Origin of the sequence: Cognatundibacterium luofuense (genome assembly GCF_018139685.1) — a bacterium.
In the GTDB taxonomy this organism is placed as follows: domain Bacteria; phylum Pseudomonadota; class Gammaproteobacteria; order Burkholderiales; family Burkholderiaceae_D; genus Undibacterium; species Undibacterium luofuense.
The window spans coordinates 1-373 of sequence record NZ_JAGSPN010000266.1 but is presented as its reverse complement, the minus strand read 5'-3'; the positions used below and the strand labels follow the sequence as shown (position 1 = coordinate 373).

The 373-nt window shown below is 56.3% G+C and carries 1 protein-coding gene; it reads right to left on the bottom strand.

The window, feature by feature from the left end; all coding sequences use genetic code 11:
• The coding region (locus KDM89_RS20335) for an HAD-IC family P-type ATPase (RefSeq protein ID WP_212689681.1) at window positions 1–373 on the bottom strand (373 nt) is incomplete at both ends.

Here is a 373-nt window from a genome sequence, read left to right as displayed (position 1 = left end):
CAGTTGCAAAGCCAGGCTGAGCAGTTGTTGGCGATCAGCCGCCGGATGGACCTGGAAGCTTTGCAGACGTGGCTTACCTTCGGTCAGGGTGCCGGTTTTATCGATGATCAGGGTATTGACGCGCTCCAGCAATTGCAGGGCTTCTGCATCTTTAATCAAAATACCTTCGGATGCTCCACGTCCTATGCCAACGGTGACAGAAATCGGCGTTGCCAGTCCCAGTGCACATGGGCAGGCAATGATCAGCACTGACACTGCAGCCATCAGACCGTTAGCCAGTGCGGGTTGTGGGCCGAAAAAGGCCCACAGGCCAAACGCAGCAAGGGCGATGACAATCACCGCTGGTACAAACCAGCCCGCAACTGCATCAGCC